The sequence below is a fragment of the Amycolatopsis sp. WAC 04197 genome, from assembly GCF_003947475.1.
Classification (GTDB): domain Bacteria; phylum Actinomycetota; class Actinomycetes; order Mycobacteriales; family Pseudonocardiaceae; genus Amycolatopsis; species Amycolatopsis japonica.
Genome location: NZ_QHJK01000005.1, coordinates 116,983 through 137,541, shown reverse-complemented (window position 1 = coordinate 137,541; position 20,559 = coordinate 116,983). Strand labels below are relative to the sequence as shown.

The following is a 20,559-nucleotide window of genomic DNA, read 5'->3' as shown; positions in this document are numbered from 1 at the left end:
TCCGTTGTGGGCGCCGTCATACCAGCGCCGCGATCCGCTCCGAAGATTCGTGCGCCGGATCCCATACGAGCGCGTGCCGGACGGCAGGCGCTTCCCGCAGCGGCAGCCGTCGCAGACCTTCGGCCGGTTCTTCCTCGGGGCGCAAGGCGACGACGTCGCCGCCGTACCGCAGTTCGGCGACGAACAGCGACCGCCGGGGCGGCCCGGAACGTACGCGAGCCGGCCGCCAGCCCGCCGCCGCGCAGTCCGCGAGCAGCGCGTCGTGATACCCCGGGGCCCGGTCCCGTTCGTACAGAAGGAGGTCCAGCCCGGCCAGGTCCTCCCAGTCGACGGAGTCCAGCCGAGCCAACGGGTGGGTGTCCGCGACCAGCACCCCGAGCGGCCGCTCGCTCACGACGGCGACCCGCAGGCCGTCCACGTCTTCCGGAAGGGCGAGCAGCCCGGCGTCGAGCGCTCCGCGGCGGAGGTGTTCGAGCTGCCGTGCCGCGGAGAGGTCGTCGATCTCCGCGGCCTCCGCGTACAGGGCGGAAAGCACGGCCGCCGGCGCGCCCGGCGTCACGCCGATGCGGAGCGGCCGGCCCACGGTGTCGCGGACGGCCCGCGCGCCGAGGTCGGCCTCCTCCAGCATCCGCCGGGCGTGGGGGAGCAGCGCCAGCGCGGCGGCGGTGGGCGTCATCCCCGCCTGGGTGCGGACGAACAGTGTCGCGTCCAGTTCTCGTTCCAACGCGATGATCTGCTGGCTGAGCGACGACGCCCGGATGCCGAGGCGCTCCGCCGCGCGGGTCAGATGCCCTTCCTCCACCACGGCACACAGATATCGAAGACGTCGTAACCCCACAGCCGCACATTAGCCCCGGACCGGGCAGAATCTACGGAGTGAGTGAATGGCGCAACACCACGCACGACTGGACCGGTTCCGTGGATCTCGACCATCTGGCGCGCATCCGCCGGAACCCTGGGGAGTTCGCTCCTGGTGTCGGGCATACCGTTGTCACCGTCCATCCCGACGGCTCGATCTCCGTGGCGGACGACGGGCGGGGCACCGACACCCGCGCCGACGGCCACGGCGACTTCGTGAAGAAGCCGGTCATGTCGACCAAGGATCTGCGTTTCTTCGATTCCCCTGAGGCGCAACGGCTCTCCGACGGTCGTCCGCGCCGCAGTGTCCCGGTCACCGACCTTTCGCCGATCCCCGACGACGGTACGACCGGCACGACGGTGCGTTTCCTGCCAGGGGAGGAGATCGGCCCCGTGCGGCTGCCGGAGGTCGGCGAGTGGCCTTACCTGAGTGTGGAGGTGGTCCGATGAGAAAGCGCCTGACGGTGGCGGCTTCGCTCCTGGTCCTGCTTGCCGGGTGCTCCGCCGAGCAGGAGCAGCCGCCCGCCAAACCCGTCTACGACCTCCCCGCGCGGGAGGTCCGCCCGGACGAGACCGCGCTGCACCTGCCGCCCGCGCGCAACGGGGAGACCGAGTTCTCCCTCATCGGGCTGGCCGCCGGGTTGCCCAGTCTCACCGGCAGCCACGCCGAATTCGAAGCGAAGGGGCAGTTCGTCCGGCTCCGGCTGGTGGTCACGGGCAGGGGCCTGTCCGGTATCCTCTTCGACACCCGGCGCCAGCAGCTGGTCACCGATTCCGGTGCGGTGATCGCGGTCGACAACCAGGCGATGACGATCAAACGGCAGCCGGACAAGTTCGAGCTGGGACGCGGTGTGCGGGTCGAGTTCGACCTCTACTTCGACCTTCCCAAGGAAGCGAAACCCGTGCTGCTGCGGGCTTTCGGCGGTCCGACGCTGACCGACATGAAGAACCTCACGGGCACCGAAATCAAGCTGGCATGAGAAGGGCCCCGCCGCGGAAGCGACGGGGCCCTTCTCGAAAAGGCGTCAGACGCCCAGGTCGCCACCGAGATAGGCGGCCCGCACCTGCGGGTCGTCCAGCAGCTCGGCACCGCGGGCGCTCTTGACCACTTCACCGGTCTCCAGCACGTACGCGCGGTCGGAGAGCTTCAGCGCCTGCTGCGCGTTCTGCTCCACCAGCAGGACCGTGGTCCCGCGCTTGTTGATCTCGCGGATGATGTCGAAGATCTGCGCGATCAGCATCGGCGCCAGGCCCATGGACGGCTCGTCGAGCAGCAGCACCTTGGGCTTGGTCATCAGCGCGCGGCCGATGGCGATCATCTGCTGCTCGCCACCGGACATCGTGCCGCCGAACTGGGTCTTGCGCTCGTTCAGCCGCGGGAACAGCTCGTAGACCTCGTCGAGGTCGGCCTTCAGGTCGTCCTTGCGGGTGTAGGCACCCATCAGGAGGTTCTCCTGCACCGTCATACCGGGGAACACACCCCGGCCTTCCGGTGACTGGCCGATCCCGAGCTCGACCCGCTTGTGGCCGGGCGTCTTCGAGATGTCCTGTCCGTCGAAGAGGATCCGGCCGCTGGTCAGCGGACGCAGGCCCGAGATCGTCTTCAGCGTCGTGGTCTTGCCGGCGCCGTTGGCCCCGATGAGCGAAACGATCTCGCCCTCGCCGACCTCGATGCTCATTCCCTTGAGCGCGGCGATCTTCCCGTAGTGGACGTTGATGTCCTGAACCTCAAGAAGCATCTTCCGCCACCCCCAGGTAAGCCTCGATCACCTTCTGGTTGTTCTGCACCTCGTGGGGGAGCCCTTCTGCGATCTTCTGGCCGAAGTCGAGCACGGCCAGCCGGTCGGCGATCTGCATGACCAGGCCCATGTCGTGCTCGATGAGCAGCACGGTGCGGCCGTCGTCGCGGATCTTGCGGATCAGTTGCTGCAGCGAGTTCTTCTCCGCCGGGTTCATGCCGGCGGCGGGCTCGTCGAGCAGCAGCAGCTTCGGGTCGGTCGCGAGCGCACGCGCGATCTCCAGCCGGCGCTGGTCGCCGTAGGAGAGGTTCTTCGCGGTGTTGTGCTCGACCCGGCCGATGCCGACGAAGTCCAGCAGTTCCCTCGCCAGCTCGCGGCCCCGCTTTTCCTCCTTGCGGTGGATGGGCAGGCCCAGCGTCGCCGAGATCGCGCCGGTCTTGTGGTGCGAGTCCGCACCGACCATGACGTTCTCGAGCGCCGACATGTTGTGGAACAGCCGGATGTTCTGGAACGTGCGGGCGATCCCGGCCTGGTTGACCTTGAACCGCTTCATCCCGTCGATCCGGGTGTCGCCGAAACGCACCTGGCCTTCGGTCGGCCGGTAGACGCCGGTGATCACGTTGAAGACCGTGGTCTTGCCCGCGCCGTTCGGGCCGATCAGGGCGAAGATCTCACCCTGGTTGATGGTGAGGTTGACTTCCTTCAACGCCGTGACACCGCCGAAGCGCATCGTCACGTTGTCGAATTCGAGCAGCGCGCTCATTTCGTCACCTCCGCCGAAGCCTCGGAATCCGGACCCGCGACTTCGGCGCCCATGGCACCCATCCCGCCCGTTCCTTCTCGTAGTTCCGCCTTGCGCTGCCGCGACGGCAGCAGCCCCTCCGGCCGCAGCGCCATCATCAGCACCAGCACGCCACCGAAGATCAGGATGCGGTACTCGGACAGGAACCGGAACCGCTCCGGGAGCCAGGCGACCAGGAAGGCACCGAGCATGACGCCGGGCAGATTGCCCGCGCCGCCGAGCACCACGGCCGCGAGGATGGTCGCGGACAGGATGAACGGGAAGTTGTTCGGCTCGATGAAGACGGCCTTGCTGGCGTAGACCACACCGGCCATACCGCCGAGCATGGCGCCGATGGCGAACGCCAGCAGCTTGAACTTGAACGTCGGGACACCCATCAGCTCGGCGGCGTCCTCGTCCTCGCGGATGGCCGCCCACGCCCGCCCGACCCGGCTCTTGTGCAGCCGCACCGAGAAGATGATCGCGATCACGATCGCCGCGAGGATCAGGTAGTAGTACGGCGCCGGGTCGAGCAGGAACTCGGTCCCGAAGATGGGCTCCGGGTGCGGGATGTTGGTGATACCGCGGGCGCCGCCGATGGCGTCGGTGTTGGTCGCGGTGATCCGGACGATCTCACCGAAGCCGAGGGTCACGATGGCCAGATAGTCACCGCGCAACCGGAGCGTCGGAGCACCGAGGATCACCCCTGACATCGCCGCCAGGAAGATGCCGAGCACGAGCGTGCCCCAGAACCCCCAGCCGTGCAGGGTGCCCATCACGGCGAGCGTGTACGCGCCGATCGCGAAGAACGCGACGAACCCGAGGTCCAGCATGCCCGCGTGGCCGACCACGATGTTCAGGCCGATCGCCAGCAGGATGTACACCCCGACCGGGAAGATCAGGACCGTGGTCCAGTCCGATTCCGGCGACATGAACGACCCGATCGCGGGCGCGGGCAGGATCAGCGCGCCGATGATCAGGGCGATGTACACGCCATAGCGTTGCCAATGCGGAGCGCGTGCCCACCAATCCCGCATACCGTCCACGGGGTGGAAGCCGGCGCGCGTCGGCTTTCCGTTCTCTGGGGACTTTTCAGCCACTTCTTCGTTGCCCTTCATGCGCGTGCCCGCTGCAGCGATTCACCGAGGATGCCGGTGGGACGGAACATCAGGACGAGCACCAGTACCACGAAGGCGGTGACGTCCTTCCAAGCCGAACCGAAGAAGATGGAACTCCAGTTCTCCACCAAACCGAGCACGATGCCACCCAGCAGGGCGCCGCGCAGGTTGCCGATACCTCCCAGCACGGCCGCGGTGAACGCCTTGATGCCGAGGAGGAACCCGATGCGGTAGTCGGTGTTCTCGTACTCCATCACGTACAGCGCGGCGGCGACACCGGCCATCGCGCCGCCGAGCAGGAAGGTGAGGCGCACGATCTTGTCGATGCTGACGCCCATCAGCACGGCGGCTTCGGGATCCTGCGCGGTGGCGCGGATACCTCGGCCGATGCGGGTACGGCTGACCAGCTGGTCGAGGACGACCATCATGATCACGGCACCGACGACGACGAACACGTGGTCCGTGCGCACGACGCCGTTGCCGATGTGGAACAGCGGTTCGTGCGGGATGAACCGTGGCGCGTTCTGTTGCACACGACCGGATTTGTCGGTGATCCATTCGATGATCTCCAGACCGAACAGCTCCTGGAGGAACAGCGAGGCGCCGATGGCGGAGATCAGGGCGGCGAGCCGGGTCGCGCCTTTCTTGCGGAGCGGCCGGTAGGCCACTTGCTCCAGCAGGACCGCCGCGCCGCCGGACACGGCGGCCGAAGCGATGATGATCAGCAGCAGTACCGCGATCATCCCGAACACGCCGAGCGTGATCGGGGCGGTGCCGCCCGCGATGGTGATCAGGACGAACAGGGACGTGACCGTCCCGATCATGAAGATCTCGGAATGTGCGAAGTTGATGAGCCGGAGCACGCCGTAGACCATTGTGTAGCCGAGGGCGATGAGGGCGTAGATGCTTCCGGCGACCAGTCCGCCGATGGTGCTACCGAGGAACTGGGCTTGCAGATCTTGAAGCATGACGTGGATGCCTTACGGGACGGGGCGAGGATTTCTTTCGCCACATTTGCGGGAAGCGGGGGTGCTGTGCCCGCACAGCGCCCCCGCTTCCGTTAGGTGTTCCTATCTGCTCCGTCAGCCGTTGAGCTTGGCTTCGGTCGAGACGCCGAGGTTCTTCAGGACGCCACCGGTGACCTGGTAGATGTTGATCGCGTCCGTCGACGGTTCGCCGTTCTCCTTGAACTTGATCTGCTTGGAGGCACCCTTGAAGTCGATCGTCTTCAGGGCTTCGTTGATCTTCTCCGAGGTGTTGGCGCCGGACTTGACCGCGTTGATGATGGCGGTCGCGGCGTCGTAACCCTCGCTCGAGTAGATCGCCGGGTCCACGTTGAACGCGGCCTTGTACTTGGTGCTGAACTCGTCGGTGGAGCCGGCGTCCGGGATGTTGCACGGGCAGCCGACGACGGCCTTCTCGGCGGCCGCGGCACCGGCACCGCTGATCAGCTGGGCGTCGAGCGAACCGTCACCGGTCGCGAAGGTGGCGGTCACCTGGCTGTCACGCAGCTGCTTGAGCAGACGGCCACCCTGGGCGTAGTAGCCACCGAAGAGGATGATGTCCGGGTTCGCGGCCTTGACCTTCTGGACGGTCGAGGAGTAGTCCGACGCGTCCTTGGCGAACTTGTCGCGCTCGGTCGGGACGTTCTTCTCCTTCAAGGTCTTCTCGAAGTTGTCGGCCAGGCCGACGCTGTATTCCTGGTCGTCCGAGATGATGTAGGCCTTCTTGGGCGACTTCGCCGTGACGAGGAAGTTGGCGATCGCCGGTCCCTGGCTGGCGTCGCTCGCGACGACGCGGTGCCAGTACTTCCATCCGTTCGAGGAGAGGCCCGCGTTGGTGGCCGAGGGCGAGACACTCGGGATCTTGTTCTGCTCCAGCTGACCGCCGATGGCCTTCGACTCACCGGAGAACGCCGGGCCGATCAGGGCGGTGATCTTGTCCTGGCCGACGGCCGTCGCGATCAGCGACGTCGCCTGCTCGGGCTTGCCCTGGCTGTCGTATTCCTTGAGCTCCAGCTTGATCGCCGGGTTCGTCTTGTTGTACTCGTCGATAGCGAGCTTGGCGCCGTTGCGGGGCGGGATCACGATCCCGGAGTTCTCACCGGTGAGGTCACCCATGAACCCGATCTTCAGCGTGCTGCTGTCACCGCTGCCGGACGAGCTGCTGCCGCCTGCACAGCCCGCCAGCGCCAGCGACGCAGCCGCCGCGACGGCGAAAACCCGTCCAAAACGCACTCCTGACACCGACTACCTCCCATGACCAACCAGCCGCCGGTAGGCGTTGCCCCCGACACAGGGGCTAGGTTAGGGCAGGAAGATATCCCCCTACGCCATGATCTGCCCAGACGCCCATCACTCTGTGTCCACATCGTGACGGTCGAAACCAGAACGAATTGCACGAAAAGGCGAATGTTGCCGGTTGGCGAGTCTTCGCTGGTCACGCTGGGGATTCACCGCTACCACGTCGATCATGCTCGTGGGTAATGATCCTGTTTCGGCCGCGTATCTTGCGCTTTTTCAGCTCCTTCGAGGGCGGCCGTTCGTCGTAGCAATGCTGCCCCAAAGGGCGTCAACGGTGCCCCCTCTTCCTTCGGTGCCATGACAACCGATGGTTGTCGTCGCGGTCCGAACGGCTGTTGGATCTCGCCCCTGACCTCGGGATTGACTGTTCCCATGACGACGAGTACCGAAGCGATCGAAGGCGTGGCGGCAGGAGTTCCGTTCGTGGCGTTGCCGCCGTCGGACGGTGGCCGTCCGGCGCCACTGGTGCTGACCTGGCATCTGCTGGGCGCGCCGTTCAGCGAGGCGGCCATGGCGGCGGCACTGCCGATGCGGGACCTGCACGCGTGGCGGGTGCACCTGGGGTTGCCGCTGACCGGGAAACGGTTCCCCGAAGGCGGTTTCGAGGGCTTCTTCCGGCTGGCGAGCGAGGACAACGTGCTCAACGTCGTCGAACCGCTCACCAGGCAGGTCGAGGCGGAGTTCCCGGCGGCGGTGGCGGAACTGCGCTCCCGCTTGTCCATTGAGGACGGTCCGGTGGGGCTGGTCGGCGGTTCGCAGGGCGGCGGGGTCGCGCTGCAGATGCTGACCCACCCCGAGATCGACGTGGCGGCCGCCGCGCTGGTGAACCCGGTGACCCAGCTGGCGCCGGTGATCGCGGCGAACGAGCGGGTCTACGACGTGACTTATCCCTGGTCGGACCGATCCCGCGCGGTCGCGAACGAGTACGACTACGTGCGGCGGGCGGACGAACTGACCGCGCCGATCCTGCTCGTCATCGGAGAGGAGGACGACGTCTCGATCACCGAACCGGCCGAAGCCCTGCACAAGGCGCTGGGGGAGCGGCGATCCGAGCTCGTCACGATCCCGGGGATGGCGCACGAATTCGCCGAGGCCCCCGGCCTCGAACCCGCTCCGCAGACCGAACACGCGAAGCTGGTCGACGCCGAGCTCACGCGCTGGTTCGCCCGGCACCTAGCTGTCTGAGGTCGTCGTCCGGCAGCCACGATCGGTCCGGATCGTAGGCGCACCAACCTTCTTCGTGGCTGGTCCGGCCCGCGAGCGCCAGCAGGCGCCGCAGGGCCGGGCCTTCGCCGCGGCGCCACACCACCGACCACGGGAACAGCGGCGACGGCTCGAACGGCAGGACCCGCAGATTCAGGTCGGACGCGAGGTCCATGTCCGCGCCGGCGAGAGTGACCCGCTGCTTTCCGTAGCGTGTCTGTTCCAGTGTGTGCCGGAGGTCGTAGCTGACCCCGGAGTCGTCGATCGGGACGTCGAATTCTTTGCATAGCCGTTGCAAATAAGAAAGCCATTCGACCGGGCCGCCCAATTGCGGAATCCAGATGCCCTCGTGCCGGAGATCGGACAATTTCAGGACATCGTTGTGCGCGAGCGGGTGTTCCGGCGCGAGAAGGGCGACCAGCGGTTCGAGCCGGACGAGCCGGTGTTCGAGTTCGGCGGGCACTTCCCGGCCGAGGTCCGCGACGCGGCCGAACGCGAGGTCGATCTCGCCGCGGACCAGCGGGTCGAGGGCGTTGGCCAGCCCGCGTCCGGCGACGCGCTCGACCGCCAGCGCCGGATCCCGCTGGGCGATGCGCCGCAACATGTACATGGGGGAGAGGCGCGGATCGATGACGTCGAGGCGGGGCGGGCGGTCCTGCAGGCCCATCGCGGCGACGGCGGCGTCGGCCGCGCGGGTCAGCTCGCGCGCGTGCGGGAGGAAACGGTCGCCGTCGGCGGTCAGCTCGACGGATCTGTTGGTGCGCCGGAAGAGCTGGACCGACAGGGCGTCCTCGAGCTTCCGGACCCGCTTCGACAGCGCTTGCTGGGTGAGGAACAGGGATTCTGCCGCGCGACCGAAATGGCCGTGGTCGGCGGTCGCGACGAACGCGCGCACCTGGGCAGTGTCGAGATCCACGTCGTTCAAAGTACGTGAAGGCCCCCTTACCTACCCTCAAGGTAGTGAAGGGGGCCTTCACGTACTTCCGGCGGCCACCCGCGGCGGTCGCCTATGTCATGAAAGGGCCGTTCAGGACGAAAAACGTCCTGAACGGCCCTTTCATGACACTTCGGGACGGCTCAGGCGCCCGGCGGCCGCTCCCGCACCACACAGGTCAGCCGCGCCGTGCACGACCGGCGCCCCTGGTCGTCGGTCAGCACGATCTCGGCGGTCACGGTCCCGCGTCCGACGTGCACCGGCGTCGCGACACCGGTCACCCGCCCGGACCGGACCGCCCGGTGGTGCGTGCACGAAAGCTCCAGCCCCATCGTCGCCTTGTCGGTGCCGGCGTTGAGCGCGCAGACCATCGAACCGAGCGCTTCCGCGACGACGGCGTTCGCGCCGCCGTGGAGGAGGCCATAGGGCTGGAGGTTGCCCTCTACCGGGATGCTGCCCACGACGCGTTCGGGACCGAATTCGCTGATCTCGAGCCCGAGCTTGTCGTTGAGCTGCTGTCCGGCGAAGGCCGGGTCGATCCCGGCGAAGGTTTCGAGGGCTTGTTCGGTCACGCAGAGCTCCTTAAACATTCGTGAACCCGCGACCACGATCGCGTCGCCAGGGCGCACGTTATCGAGTTTTTCTCACGTCCTGCCCAAGGGCGCCCTGCCGCCCCGATCGCGGGGCCTCCGGCCAGGCGGGTTCCTGCGCCAAGGGGGTCTGAGCAGCTCCGCCGACAGGCCGCAACAGACACGACAGGTAGGACTGTCAGACCCTCACCCTAGACTCGCTCCCGTGAGCCCGAGTGAGAACACGACCGTTGCCAACGCCACACCCGCCACCGCACAGGCCGAGCGGCCCAAACTGCTGCTGATCGACGGCCATTCGATGGCGTATCGCGCCTTCTTCGCGCTGCCCGCGGAGAACTTCAAGACGAAGACCGGGCAGACGACGAACGCCGTCTTCGGGTTCACCTCGATGCTCATCAACCTGCTGCGCGACGAGGCGCCGACCCATCTGGCGGTGGCGTTCGACCTCTCCCGCAAGACGTTCCGGTCGGAGACGTTCGCGGAGTACAAGGCCAACCGCAGCAGCACCCCGGACGAGTTCAAGGGCCAGGTCGGGCTGGTCGAGGACGTGCTCAAGGTCCTCGGCATCCCGGCGCTGACCAAGGAGAACTACGAAGCCGACGACATCATCGCCACGCTCACGACACAGGCGACCGCCGAAGGTTTCGACGTCCTCATCTGTACGGGCGACCGTGACGCGCTCCAGCTGGTGACCGACCAGGTCACCGTGCTGTACCCGAAGCGCGGCGTGTCGGAGATGACCCGGTTCACCCCGGAGGCGGTCGAGGAGAAGTACGGCCTCACGCCGGCGCAGTACCCGGACTTCGCCGCGCTGCGTGGCGACCCCTCGGACAACCTGCCCAGCATCCCCGGGGTGGGGGAGAAGACGGCCGCGAAGTGGATCCGGCAGTTCGGCTCCTTCAACGAGCTGATCGACCGGGTCGACGAGGTCAAGGGCAAGGTCGGCGACGCGCTGCGCGAGCACCTCGGCGCGGTCATGCTGAACCGCCAGCTCACCGAGCTGATCCGCGACGTCGAGCTGGAGCTCGGCCCGACGATGCTCGAACTGCGCCCGTGGGACCGCGAGGCCGTGCACGCGCTGTTCGACGAGCTCGAGTTCCGCGTCCTGCGAGACCGGCTCTTCGCCACTCTGCAGAGCGCCGAACCCGAGGCCGAGGAAGGTTTCGAGGTCAGCGGCTCCAAGCTCGCGCCGGGCGCCCTCACGGAATGGCTGTCCGCGCACACCGGCACGGACAAGCCGGTCGGCCTGGCGTTCCGCACCACCGGTGCCTCGGTCCGCTCGGACCTGAAGGCCATCACCTTCGCGGCCGCGGACGGCGAAGGCGCGTACGTCGACGTCACCGCGATGGACGCCGAGGACGACAAGGCGCTCACGGCCTGGCTCGCCGACGAGAAGATCCAGAAGATCGGCCACGAGCTCAAGGTCCCCCTGCACGCCGTCAAGGCACGCGGCTGGACGTTCGCCGGGCTCGTCATGGACACCGCGCTCGCGGCGTACCTGGTCCGCCCCGGCCAGCGCACCTTCGAACTCGACGACCTCGCCCTGCGGTACCTGCACCGTGAGCTGCGGTCCGAGGCCGACACCGGGGACGGGCAGCTTTCGCTGCTCGACGGTGGCGCCGAGGACATGGAGCAGAAGGAGATCCAGGCCGAGCTGGTCAAGGCCCGCGCGGTCTTCGAGCTCGCCGGCGCGCTGACCAAGGAACTCGAAGAACTGGGTGGCGCGCAGCTGCTCGCCGAGCTCGAACTGCCGCTGCTGCAGGTGATCACCGGGCTGGAAGCGGCGGGTATCGCGGTCGACATCGAGCACTTGACTGACCTGGAAGCGCATTACCTCAGCCGGGTGACGCAGGCCGCGGAGGAGGCGTACGCGGTCATCGGCAAGCAGGTCAACCTCGGCTCGCCGAAGCAGCTGCAGGTCATCCTGTTCGACGAGCTCGGCATGCCGAAGACCAAGCGCACCAAGACCGGCTACACCACCGACGCCGAGGCGCTGCAGAGCCTCTTCGAGAAGACCGAGCACCCGTTCCTGCAGCATCTGCTGGAGCACCGGGACGCGACCCGCCTGCGCACCACGGTCGAGGGCCTGATCAAGTCGGTCGCCGACGACGGCCGCATCCACACCACGCTGCTGCAGACGATCGCCGCCACCGGACGGCTCTCGTCGGTCGACCCGAACCTCCAGAACATCCCGATCCGCACCGAAGAAGGCCGCCGCATCCGCGACGCGTTCGTCGTCGGCGACGGGTACGCCGAGCTGATGACGGCGGACTACAGCCAGATCGAAATGCGGATCATGGCGCACCTTTCGCAGGACGAGGGCCTGATCCAGGCCTTCAACAGCGGCGAGGATCTGCACACTTTCGTGGCGTCGCGCGCGTTCTCGCTGCCGCCGGAGGAGATCACGCCGGAGCTGCGGTTCCGGGTCAAGGCGATGTCGTACGGCCTGGCGTACGGGCTTTCGGCGTACGGCCTTTCGCAGCAATTGCGGATCTCCACCGAAGAAGCCAAAGAGCAGATGGAGGCGTACTTCTCCCGTTTCGGCGGCGTGCGCGATTACCTCCATTCGGTCGTGGGTGACGCGGCGAAGGTCGGCTACACCGAGACGATCTTCGGCCGCCGCCGTTATCTGCCGGACCTCAACAGCGACAACCGGCAGCGCCGGGAAATGGCCGAACGGATGGCGCTCAACGCGCCCATCCAGGGCAGCGCGGCCGACATCATCAAGGTCGCCATGCTCAACGTGCACAAGGCGCTGACCGAGGCGAAATTGAAGAGCCGCGTGCTGCTGCAGGTCCACGACGAGCTCGTCCTCGAGGTCGCCGACGGCGAACGCGAGCAGCTGGAAGCGTTGGTGCGCCAGGGAATGGGTTCGGCGTACGAGCTGGCCGTCCCGCTCGAGGTCTCCGTCGGATACGGGCGGTCCTGGAACGACGCCGCGCATTAGCATTACGCCTCGTGAGTGGTAATGACGGTTCCGACCGTCATTACCACTCACGATCGGTAGGGTCTTTCGCGTGACTTCCGAGCGCAGACGCTGGCGGGTGCGGCTGCGCGATCGTCGTGGGCGGATCCTGGGCGCCGGGACCATGCTCGACTGCGAACACCTCCTCACCTGCGCTCACGTGATCGAAGGCCTCGACGGTGTCACGGTGGATTTCGTGGCGCTTCCCGGTGTGGAGTCCGGAATCGCCACGATCGTCGCGCAGGCGGCGCCCATCGGGGACGACGGCGGGGACATCGCGTTGCTCCGGTTGCGTGAACCCGAGGAACAGATCTCCGGCGCCCCGCTTCACCGGACAGCCCTCGAAGACGGCCAGCGCGTCCGGGCGTACGGCTTCCCCTGCGGTTCGGACGGCATGTGGTCGCTGGCCACCGTCGTCGGCGACGGCGGGCACGGCCTCGAACGCGTCCAGTTGCACCGCGATCCCGACGCCGAGCCGATCACCCACGGCTTCAGCGGTTCGGCGGTGATCGCCGACAAGACCGGCCACGTCGTCGGCATGGTCGCGACCCGGTACGCGACCGAGGCCGCCCGCGTCTCCTGGATGATCCCGGTCGAGACCATGCTCGGATACCTGCCGGAACTGCGCAGCTGGGCCGAAGGCAGCCCCGCGATCGACCCGGGTTTCGTGCAGTATCCGGAGCCGCCCGCGCTCGATCCTCGGTTCGCGCGCGAATTCGCCCGCTGGCTCGGCGGGCACGGCCGGGCCGACGTCCGGGTGATCATCATGGGGAAGGACGATTCCGCCGTCGCGGCCTCCTTGCGGCGCGCCGTCGTGCTCGCCGACCGGGAACGCGGCGCCGGCCGGACCGCGACGGGACCGACGGTGCCGCCGGTGGGCAGTGTCGCGCTCGCCGTGGACGCGATCGGCAAGACCGCCGACGAAGTGCGCCGCCGTATCTCCGACCGGCTCGACGTCGCCGCGGATTCGCCGGCCGGCCGTCAGGGTTCCGGGCGCACCGTGGTCGTCTACGGGGTCGACGAAGCCGCCGAACCCGACGAACTCGTCGGTGAGGTGCTCGTGCCGCTGGCCCAGCGCGCGCACGAACTCGGGCTGCGGCTCGCGCTGGCGTTCCGCGAGGCGACCTCACCGGGGGTGAGCGTGGTCCGGTCGAGCACGGACGTGCTGCCCGCGGACGAGGACGACATCGAGGGCCGGCTCGCCCTCCTGGAAACCCGGTTGGGTGAACTCGCCAAGCTGGAGAAGGACAATGCGAGCGACGCGCCCCGCTTCTCCGCCGCCCCGCACGTTCATCCGAAGGAGCGGCGGCTGCGCGGCGCGTTGACACAACTGCGTTCGGCGGAGCGCGACGGTGACACGGAGTGGGTGAAACGGCAGCTTCCGGTCTGTGAGCGTGCGGTGGCCAAGACCGTCGACCGTGCTCGCGACCTGCGCCGCCTCCTCGACGAAAACCTCGCCCGGCGCGCGGAACTGCGTGCCCGGCTCGACGCGTACGGGGAGATGGCCCGTAACGGCGGGCTCGTCGAGGACGTCGAACTGGATGCCGCCTACGCCCCCGCCTGGCGGATGCTCTTCGAAGGACCGTGCGACCTGGCGGCCGCGGCGGCCGCCGTCGAGCGGTACGCGGACACCGTACGGAAACGGATCGACGGATGACGGCCTGCGGACAGGACGGCTGCCCGGGTGTGCTCGGCAAGACCGGCTTCTGCAAGATCTGCGGATTGCCGCCCGGCACTCCGGAGGAGCCACGGGAGAAACCCACCCTGGTGATCCCCGGCCCCGGTGAGCTGCCGACCAGGATCACCAGCACGGTGGTCACGCGCGCCCAGCGGATCGCGGGTCACGCCGGCGCGGACGATCGGGTCCCGCTGCCGGTCGTCGAACTCCCGGAGGTCGCGGGCCGCCTGCTCACCGAGCCGCATGTCCCGGAGGAGGAACGGTTCTGCGGCAAGCACGGATGCACGTCCACCCCGGTCGGCCGCTCGGTCGGTGGCGGACCCGCGCCCGCCGAGGGGTTCTGCCCGGTGTGCCGGACGCCGTTCTCCTTCTCGCCCAAGCTCGCGGCGGGCGACGTGGTCGACGGCCGCTACCACGTGCTTGGCTGTGTCGCCCGTGGCGGGCTCGGGTTCGTCTATCTGGCAACGGATTCCGGGCTCGGCGACCGGTACGTCGCGCTCAAGGGCCTGATCAACACGAACAACACCGCCGCCGTCCGGATCGCGGAGACCGAGAGCCAGGTGCTCACCGCGCTGGACCACCCGAACATCGTCCGGATCCTCGACGTCGTGGAGCACGACGACTTCCGCTACATCGTGATGGAGTTCGTCGACGGCCTTTCCCTGCGGGAGGTCAAGAACCGCGGCCGGGCCGGGCTGGACTCCAGCGAGGGACGGCTGCTGGTCGAGCACGTCGTGGCGTACGGGCGCGAGATCCTGACCGCGCTCGACTACCTGCACGGCGAAGGCCTGCTGTACTGCGACATGAAGCCGGACAACGTGATCCACGGCGAGAAGCGGATCAAGCTCATCGATTTCGGCGCCATCCGCAAGATCGACGACGACGAAAGCCCGATCGTCGGCACCGAGCACTACCAGGTGACCCCGCGGGAACGGGCGACCCACGGTCTCACCGTCCGGTCCGACATCCACACCGTCGGTGTGACCTTGCGGGAACTCTTCCAGGCCAGCGACGGCTGGTCGGTCACCACCGACGCGCGCGGCGTCCGGTTCGGCATCGAGTCGTTCCTCCGCGTCCTCGACCGGGCGACCGCGCCGTTCGAACAGCGATTCGCGACCGCGCGCGAAATGCTGGTCCAGCTCGACGGCGTCCTCGGTGAGATCCTTTCCTTGCGGGACAAGCAGTCCCGGCCCGGCGCGTCGACGTTGTTCGCCGAAGGGGCGGTGCTGCTCGACGCCGGGCTCGGTCAGGCGCCGCCGCTTGAGCACTGGACGCGCGGCACACCCGTCTCGCTCGGCGCGCGGCCGTCTGCCGACGAGATCGCCCTCGGGCTGCCGGTGCCGCGTGAGGATCCGGACGACCCCCAGGCGAACTTCCTCCGTGCCGTCCGCGCGCCCGACGCGGCGCGTCTGCTGAAGAAACTCGACAAGGTGCCCGGTTCGCCGGAGGTCGGCTTCCGCCGGTGCCGGGCGCAGCTGGAACTCGGGGCGGTCATCGAGGGCACGCTGGCGGTGGCGGAGGCCGAACGGCTGCTGGGGGAGCGCGCCGCCCACGACTGGCGGGTGGCGTGGCATCGAGGTCTGCTCGCGCTCGGCGAGGGCGATTTCGCCGCGGCCAAGGAGAAGTTCACCGCCGTGTACCGCGACATCCCCGGCGAGGAGCCGCCGAAACTCGCACTGGGGCTCTGCGAGGAGCACCTCAACGGCGCGGCCGCCGCCGAGCGGTATTACGACGCCCTGTGGGTGCGGGACCGGGCGCAGGTCAGTGCGGCGTTCGGGCTCGCGCGGGTCCGCCTGTCACGAGGCAACCGTGCGGCCGCCGTCGGGATTCTCGACCAGGTCCCGGAATTCTCGCGCTACGACGAGGCGGCGCGGATCGCCGGGGTGCGGGTGCTGTCCGCGCCGATGCCGGAGACGGGTGACCTCCCGTCATCCGCGGAACTCGACGACGCGGTCGTCCGGCTGACCGCGTTGGACCTCGACGGCGACGCACTCGACCGGCTCGTGACGGCGGTGCGGGAAACCGGGCTGGCGGGGGTGCTGCTCGGGCAGGACGGGATCACCGACGGCGAGATCCTGCGCGCGGACGAGACGGGTGCCCGCACCGTGCTGGACAGGTCGTACCGGCGGCTCGCCCATCACGCGCCCTCGCCGGAAGCGCACGACGTGCTGATCGATCTCGCGAACTCGGTGAGACCGGTGACGTTGGTGTGAAAGGGGAGAGATGAGCGGGGAGCCGGGTCTGGGCCTCGAAGTGCACCAGAACAAGTTCCTGGCCGAGGGGGACCGGGCGATGACCGCGATCGTCCGGGTCGTCTCCCGCGGCGGTGAAGCGTCCGCCGCCAGGACGGCCGCCGAGGTCCTGATGATCGACTGCTCCAGTTCGATGCGCTTTCCCAGCACCAAGATCGGCGAGGCCCGGCGCGCGGCCGCGGCGGCCATCGACGTCCTCCCCGACGGCGTGCGGTTCGCCGTCATCCAAGGAACCGACCGCGCGAAGATGATCTACCCGGCCGAGGACGGCCTGGTGACCGCTTCCGACCGGACCAGGGCGGAGGCGCGTGCCGCCGTCGAGCATCTCGCGGCCGTCGGCGGTACCGCGATGGGTGCCTGGCTGGCCAAGGCACGCGACCTCTTCGACGGCGTGCCCGACGCCGTCCGCCACGCCATCCTCCTCACCGACGGTCGCAACGATTCCCAGACCAGGGCCGATCTGATGACCGTGCTGAACAGCTGCGAAGGCCGCTTCGTCTGCGACGCCAGGGGGATCGGCGACGGCTGGGAGCCCGCGGAACTCACCCAGATCGGCCGGGTCCTGCGCGGGAACGTCGATTCCGTCGTCGAGGACGACAAGCTCGCCGACGATTTCCGGCAGCTGGTCGAGAGCGCGATGACGAAGGTGCTGCCCGAGGTCCGGCTGCGGATCGGCACCATGCCGTTCAGCAGGCTGCGGTCGATCAAGCAGGTGTTCCCCGACGAGTACGACCTCACCGACCGGTGCCGGGAGGTCGGCGTCCGCGAGCAGGAGTTGTCGCTCGGTTCGTTCGCGAGCGACGAGACACGGGACTACCAGCTGATCCTGGATCTCGACCCGGACCTCGAACCCAGCCACGGACAGGACCGCCAGCTGGCGTGGACGGAACTCGTCCCGGTGCCGGGAGCCACGGTCGAGGAGGACGCGCTGGCCATCGCGGGGCGGTGGACACGCGATCCGATCCCGCCGACCCTGATTCACCCGATGGTCTCGAAGTACGCCGCGCAGGCCGATCTCGGCGAGGCGCTGACCGCGGGCGGCGACGCCTACGCGGCAGGCGACCAGGCCGGAGCCGAACGGGACTGGGGGCGCGCGGTCGCCCTGGCCACCGCAGCGGGTGACGAAGAAACCCTCAGCCGTCTCTCCGGGGTCGTGGAGATCGTCGACGCGGAGAAAGGCGTGGTGCGGTTGCGCCCCGACGCGACCCGCAGCCACGCGTTGCACGTCGTCATCCCGTCGAGGGTTTCGGAAATCGCCCTTCCGCAGGAAGATCGGCCGATGCCCGACGGAACACCGGTCGCCTGCCCGGCCTGCCCCGCGCTCTCACCCGTCGGGGCGAACTTCTGCGTCGGCTGTGGAAGACCGTTCGGCGAGGTCGTTTCGTGACGGCCACCCGGGTACGGCTGGTCCGGCTCCGCACCGCGTTGCTGGCGCTCACCCTCGCGGTACTGGTCGTCTCGCTGTGGGCGTTCCAGAACGTCCAGAACACGGCGGAGACCGTCCGCGACCGCACCGCCCAGGCGGTGCTCGAAGTGACCGCCGCACGGGCCGCGCTGGTGGCCGCCGACGCCGCCGCGATCGCGAGTTTCGCCTCCGGTGAGGCGAAACTCGCCGGGCCGGGGCAGGAGTACGCGAACCAGTTGGCGCTGGCCAGCCAGAGCCTCGCGCGGGTCGCGGAGTTCAACCAGGCGGGTGAAGCGGGCGGCAACGCGCTGCAGGTGATCGAAAGCCAGGTCGCGGCCTACTCGGGCTCCATCGGACAGGCCGACGTGCACTTCCGCCAGCCGGACGCCGCCGTGCTGGGCGCGGTCGATCTCTGGCACGCCTCGCGGCTGCTGCACGCGTCGGGCGGGGTCCTGGAAGAACTGGAAGTGTTGCAGGGCAGGCAACGTGAGGCGCTGGACCGGCAGCTGTCGGACACCGGGATGAGCCTCGCGATGCTCCCGCTGTGGCTGCTGCCGGTGCTGGCGTTGCTGGTGCTGCTGGTCTTCACCCAGCTGTACCTGCGGAAGCGTTTCCGGCGCGTGGCGAACCTCCCGCTGCTCGCGGCGACCGTGCTGATCGCCGCCATCGGCGTCGCCCTGGTGCTCACCCTGATCAGCCGCGACCGGCTGGAGTCGGTCGGGGAGCGGCTCGACGGGGTCGCCGTCGCGCGGTCTCAGCAGATCAAGGCGGCCGACGACGCCGGTCAGCGGCAGCTCGCCGACCTGCTGACCGGGTACTGCGACGAGGGGCAGGGATGCGGGGTGACCGTCGACGAATTCCGCGTGCGGGCACGGCAGTCCACGACGGTGGCGACGGACAACACCCGGGTGGCCACGGCGGGCGCGAAGGCGGTGGCGGCCGACGCCTCCGCCGCGGCCGAATCCGGCGGACGGGAGTTCCTGATCCCGGCGGGCACCCTGCTCGCGGGCGGGCTCGTCCTGCTCGGGCTGCACGCCCGGATCGACGAATACCGGTATCGCCCGTGAAGCGCCTGATCGCCGTGCTGACGGCGCTGTCACTGGTCGCGGGCGGCTGTTCGGCGTCGGCGGAGGACGAACCGGTCGTCGTCCTCGCGTCCTGGACCGGCGGCGAGGAGACGGCCTTCCGTCAGGTGCTGGACGCGTTCAAGGCCGACACCGGGATCGGTTACCTCTACGAAGGCACCCGGGCGGTCGACCAGGTGCTCGCTTCGGACGTCCAGCGCGGTACGCCGCCGGACGTGGCCGTCCTGCCCAACGCCGGAGTGCTGGCGAAATACCGGAAGTCGGGTGACCTGCTGCCGCTCGACGACGACCTTTCCGCCGCCGTGACGCGGTCTTTCAGCTCGCAGTGGGTCACCCTGCAGAAAATCGGCACAGAGAAGCTGTACGCGGTCGCGGTGAAGGCCGATCTCAAGAGCCTGATCTGGTACGACCCGGCGCGGATGACCGGGATCCGCCCGACGACGTTCGCCGCGCTCCGCGAATACTCCGCCGGAGTGACGGCGGCCGGCGGCACGCCCTGGTGTGTCGGGATGGGGGCCCCGCCCACCTCGGGCTGGCCGGGAACCGACTGGATCGAAGACATCCTGCTGCATTCGGCGGGGCCGGAGAAGTACCGGCAGTGGGCGTCCGGCGGGCTGCCGTGGACCTCACCCGAGGTCAAACAGGCTTGGCTGGACTGGGGTTCCGTGCTCGAACCCACCGCGATCCGCGGCGGTACCGCGGCCGCGCTGCTGACCGATTTCGGCGACGCGGGCAAGGCCATGTTCACCGACCCGCCGGGCTGCGCGCTCGAACACCAGGCGTCGTTCATCATGAGCCGCTACCAGAACTTCAAACGCCCCGACGGGACCTTTCCCAAGCCGGGCACCGATTTCGACTTCCTCTCCTTCCCCGGCCGCGACGTGTCCGAGGTCGCGGCCGACCTCGCCGGGATGTTCCAGGACACCCCGCAGGCGCGCAAGCTGATGGAGTTCCTCGCTTCGGAGAAGGCACAGCGGATCTGGCCGTCGATCCCGCGCGCGAACGCCTTTTCCGCCAATCGGAAGCTCGGTCTCGACGTCTATCCGGATCAGGTGAGCCGGAGGGTCGCGGACACGATCACTTCGGCGTCCGCGCTGTGCTTCGACGCCTCGGACCTGATGCCCGCGACGATGACCGGCGCGTTCCACCGGGCCGTCCTGGAATACCTGAGCAACCGGGACCGGCTGGACATCCTGCTGAAACAACTCGACGACGTCCGAGAAAACATCCAGCAGGGCGAATGGTTCGAAATCCCCTGTGGACAGTGAGGAGTATCGGTGAACGACCTGGCACGATTCCCGCTCGAAGGCGGTGGTTCGGTGATCGTCGAGATCGACCCGGTCCCCGGCACCGCCCGGGTCTCCCGGCGGGACGACCTGATCGAGGACACCAAGGGGTCCTTCGAAGCGGCACTCGCGAACGTCAAGGACGCGGCCGCGGCGGCACTGGACGCCTTCCGGTCGATGACCAGGGGACCGGACGAGGTCGAACTCAAGTTCGGCGTCAAGCTGACCGCGCAAGCGGGCGCCGTCATCGCGAAAACGGGGCTGGAGGGGAACTTCGAGGTCAAGCTGAAGTGGGTCCGGGAGACGGAAGACGCGTGATCGGAGCCGAAACTCGCGTGATCGGAGCCGGAACACGCTCCGTC

General features: G+C 68.5%; 18 protein-coding genes. 10 read left to right on the top strand and 8 right to left on the bottom strand.

Annotated elements, in window-relative coordinates; translation table 11 throughout:
- Window positions 1-16: 16 nt before the first annotated feature.
- On the bottom strand, window positions 17-805 hold the full coding sequence (locus DMC64_RS21195) for a LysR family transcriptional regulator (protein ID WP_233629750.1): 789 nt from the start codon (window positions 803-805) through the stop codon (window positions 17-19).
- Between the two features lie 71 nt (window positions 806-876).
- Here DMC64_RS21195 and DMC64_RS21190 point away from each other — a divergent pair, with 71 nt between their 5' ends.
- On the top strand, window positions 877-1,308 hold the full coding sequence (locus tag DMC64_RS21190) for an ATP-binding protein (RefSeq protein WP_233629749.1): 432 nt from the start codon (window positions 877-879) through the stop codon (window positions 1,306-1,308).
- Window positions 1,305-1,838: a hypothetical protein gene (locus DMC64_RS21185; RefSeq protein ID WP_125734930.1), complete on the top strand. Its 534-nt coding sequence runs from the start codon at window positions 1,305-1,307 to the stop codon at window positions 1,836-1,838. Before DMC64_RS21190 ends, DMC64_RS21185 begins: the two co-directional genes overlap by 4 nt.
- A gap of 45 nt (window positions 1,839-1,883) precedes the next feature.
- On the opposite strand, the gene DMC64_RS21180 is transcribed toward DMC64_RS21185, so the two are convergent.
- The 5 genes from DMC64_RS21180 to DMC64_RS21160 all read right to left on the bottom strand — a co-directional run bounded on the left by DMC64_RS21180 (window position 1,884) and on the right by DMC64_RS21160 (window position 6,733).
- Window positions 1,884-2,597, bottom strand: a complete 714-nt coding sequence (locus DMC64_RS21180; protein ID WP_125734928.1) for an ABC transporter ATP-binding protein — start codon at window positions 2,595-2,597, stop codon at window positions 1,884-1,886.
- Window positions 2,587-3,360: an ABC transporter ATP-binding protein gene (locus DMC64_RS21175; RefSeq protein ID WP_125734927.1), complete on the bottom strand. Its 774-nt coding sequence runs from the start codon at window positions 3,358-3,360 to the stop codon at window positions 2,587-2,589. Before DMC64_RS21175 ends, DMC64_RS21180 begins: the two co-directional genes overlap by 11 nt.
- Window positions 3,357-4,496 (bottom strand): branched-chain amino acid ABC transporter permease, encoded by a 1,140-nt coding sequence (locus DMC64_RS21170; protein ID WP_125734925.1) that lies wholly within the window; start codon window positions 4,494-4,496, stop codon window positions 3,357-3,359. The genes DMC64_RS21175 and DMC64_RS21170 overlap by 4 nt, the downstream gene beginning before the upstream one ends.
- Window positions 4,493-5,464, bottom strand: a complete 972-nt coding sequence (locus DMC64_RS21165; RefSeq protein WP_037345462.1) for a branched-chain amino acid ABC transporter permease — start codon at window positions 5,462-5,464, stop codon at window positions 4,493-4,495. The genes DMC64_RS21170 and DMC64_RS21165 overlap by 4 nt, the downstream gene beginning before the upstream one ends.
- A 114-nt stretch (window positions 5,465-5,578) precedes the next feature.
- Window positions 5,579-6,733, bottom strand: coding sequence for a branched-chain amino acid ABC transporter substrate-binding protein (locus tag DMC64_RS21160; protein ID WP_037345464.1), 1,155 nt, complete (start codon window positions 6,731-6,733; stop codon window positions 5,579-5,581).
- A gap of 438 nt (window positions 6,734-7,171) precedes the next feature.
- On the opposite strand from DMC64_RS21160, the gene DMC64_RS21155 reads away from it, so the two are divergent.
- Window positions 7,172-7,984 carry an alpha/beta fold hydrolase gene (locus DMC64_RS21155; RefSeq protein ID WP_125734924.1) on the top strand — a complete coding sequence of 271 codons (813 nt, stop codon included), beginning with the start codon at window positions 7,172-7,174 and terminating at the stop codon, window positions 7,982-7,984.
- On the opposite strand, the gene DMC64_RS21150 is transcribed toward DMC64_RS21155, so the two are convergent.
- Together DMC64_RS21150 and DMC64_RS21145 are read right to left on the bottom strand one after the other, a co-directional pair.
- Window positions 7,950-8,918: a LysR family transcriptional regulator gene (locus tag DMC64_RS21150; RefSeq protein ID WP_125734923.1), complete on the bottom strand. Its 969-nt coding sequence runs from the start codon at window positions 8,916-8,918 to the stop codon at window positions 7,950-7,952. The two genes, DMC64_RS21155 and DMC64_RS21150, sit on opposite strands and share 35 nt — an antisense overlap.
- A 161-nt stretch (window positions 8,919-9,079) precedes the next feature.
- On the bottom strand, window positions 9,080-9,508 hold the full coding sequence (locus tag DMC64_RS21145; protein ID WP_037345470.1) for a PaaI family thioesterase: 429 nt from the start codon (window positions 9,506-9,508) through the stop codon (window positions 9,080-9,082).
- A 223-nt stretch (window positions 9,509-9,731) separates the two neighbouring features.
- On the opposite strand from DMC64_RS21145, the gene polA reads away from it, so the two are divergent.
- The 7 genes from polA to DMC64_RS21110 all read left to right on the top strand — a co-directional run bounded on the left by polA (window position 9,732) and on the right by DMC64_RS21110 (window position 20,515).
- On the top strand, window positions 9,732-12,473 hold the full coding sequence (gene polA, locus DMC64_RS21140; RefSeq protein WP_125734922.1) for a DNA polymerase I: 2,742 nt from the start codon (window positions 9,732-9,734) through the stop codon (window positions 12,471-12,473).
- Window positions 12,474-12,543: 70 nt separating this feature from the next.
- The gene (locus tag DMC64_RS21135) at window positions 12,544-14,148 is read left to right on the top strand and encodes a serine protease (protein WP_233629747.1); all 1,605 of its coding nucleotides are present in this window, start codon (window positions 12,544-12,546) and stop codon (window positions 14,146-14,148) included.
- On the top strand, window positions 14,145-16,382 hold the full coding sequence (locus DMC64_RS21130; RefSeq protein ID WP_125734921.1) for a serine/threonine-protein kinase: 2,238 nt from the start codon (window positions 14,145-14,147) through the stop codon (window positions 16,380-16,382). The genes DMC64_RS21135 and DMC64_RS21130 overlap by 4 nt, the downstream gene beginning before the upstream one ends.
- A 10-nt stretch (window positions 16,383-16,392) precedes the next feature.
- Window positions 16,393-17,808 carry a VWA domain-containing protein gene (locus tag DMC64_RS21125; RefSeq protein WP_125734920.1) on the top strand — a complete coding sequence of 472 codons (1,416 nt, stop codon included), beginning with the start codon at window positions 16,393-16,395 and terminating at the stop codon, window positions 17,806-17,808.
- A complete protein-coding gene (locus DMC64_RS21120) occupies window positions 17,805-18,893 on the top strand; it encodes a hypothetical protein (RefSeq protein ID WP_125734919.1) in 1,089 nt (362 codons plus the stop codon). Before DMC64_RS21125 ends, DMC64_RS21120 begins: the two co-directional genes overlap by 4 nt.
- On the top strand, window positions 18,890-20,179 hold the full coding sequence (locus tag DMC64_RS21115; protein WP_125734918.1) for an ABC transporter substrate-binding protein: 1,290 nt from the start codon (window positions 18,890-18,892) through the stop codon (window positions 20,177-20,179). Before DMC64_RS21120 ends, DMC64_RS21115 begins: the two co-directional genes overlap by 4 nt.
- Before the next feature lie 9 nt (window positions 20,180-20,188).
- Window positions 20,189-20,515 (top strand): CU044_2847 family protein, encoded by a 327-nt coding sequence (locus DMC64_RS21110; protein ID WP_125734917.1) that lies wholly within the window; start codon window positions 20,189-20,191, stop codon window positions 20,513-20,515.
- The last annotated feature ends 44 nt before the right edge of the window (window positions 20,516-20,559 follow it).

Excerpts from the sequence above, each read along its gene's own strand:
- DMC64_RS21165 (WP_037345462.1), bottom strand. The coding sequence starts at position 5,464 with ATGCTTCAAGATCTGCAAGCCCAGTTCCTCGGTAGCACCATCGGCGGA.
- DMC64_RS21130 (WP_125734921.1), top strand. The coding sequence starts at position 14,145 with ATGACGGCCTGCGGACAGGACGGCTGCCCGGGTGTGCTCGGCAAGACC.
- DMC64_RS21125 (WP_125734920.1), top strand. The coding sequence starts at position 16,393 with ATGAGCGGGGAGCCGGGTCTGGGCCTCGAAGTGCACCAGAACAAGTTC.
- DMC64_RS21185 (WP_125734930.1), top strand. The coding sequence starts at position 1,305 with ATGAGAAAGCGCCTGACGGTGGCGGCTTCGCTCCTGGTCCTGCTTGCC.
- DMC64_RS21155 (WP_125734924.1), top strand. The coding sequence starts at position 7,172 with ATGACGACGAGTACCGAAGCGATCGAAGGCGTGGCGGCAGGAGTTCCG.
- DMC64_RS21170 (WP_125734925.1), bottom strand. The coding sequence starts at position 4,496 with ATGAAGGGCAACGAAGAAGTGGCTGAAAAGTCCCCAGAGAACGGAAAG.
- DMC64_RS21180 (WP_125734928.1), bottom strand. The coding sequence starts at position 2,597 with ATGCTTCTTGAGGTTCAGGACATCAACGTCCACTACGGGAAGATCGCC.
- DMC64_RS21175 (WP_125734927.1), bottom strand. The coding sequence starts at position 3,360 with ATGAGCGCGCTGCTCGAATTCGACAACGTGACGATGCGCTTCGGCGGT.